Origin of the sequence: Kitasatospora sp. SUK 42, from assembly GCF_015776785.2 — a bacterium.
In the GTDB taxonomy this organism is placed as follows: Bacteria; Actinomycetota; Actinomycetes; order Streptomycetales; family Streptomycetaceae; genus Kitasatospora.
The window spans coordinates 1-349 of the sequence record NZ_LFMD02000014.1 but is presented as its reverse complement, the minus strand read 5'-3'; the positions used below and the strand labels follow the sequence as shown (position 1 = coordinate 349).

Sequence of the window (349 nt, the reverse complement as noted above, 5' to 3'; positions counted from 1 at the left end):
GCCGCGGCCGCCGGAGACCACGATGGCGGCCTCGGTCAGCTCGGGACGGCCGCTGGACACCCGCGGGGTACGCGAGGTGACCTTGGCCGCGTTGCCGGTGAAGGCGACGGTGACGTTCTCGACGGCGCCGGCGGCCGGGGCGGCCTCCGGGGCGACGGCATTCGGCTTGACCGCGATGACCGGCACACCGTTGCTCACGCGGGACTCGACGGTGTACGAGGCGGCGAACACCGACTGGGTCGCGACGGGGCCCTGGTCCCCGGCACGGAGGTCCACCGCGTCGGTGATGACGCCGGAGCCGAGGCGCAGGGCGACGCGGGCGGCGATCTCCTTGCCCTCGCCGGAGGAG

1 pseudogene is annotated in these 349 nt (G+C 75.4%); it reads right to left on the bottom strand.

Features of this window, described 5'->3' with window-relative positions:
- Positions 1–349 (bottom strand): annotated as a pseudogene (locus RZ50_RS28115) (electron transfer flavoprotein subunit alpha/FixB family protein); the annotation flags it as partial.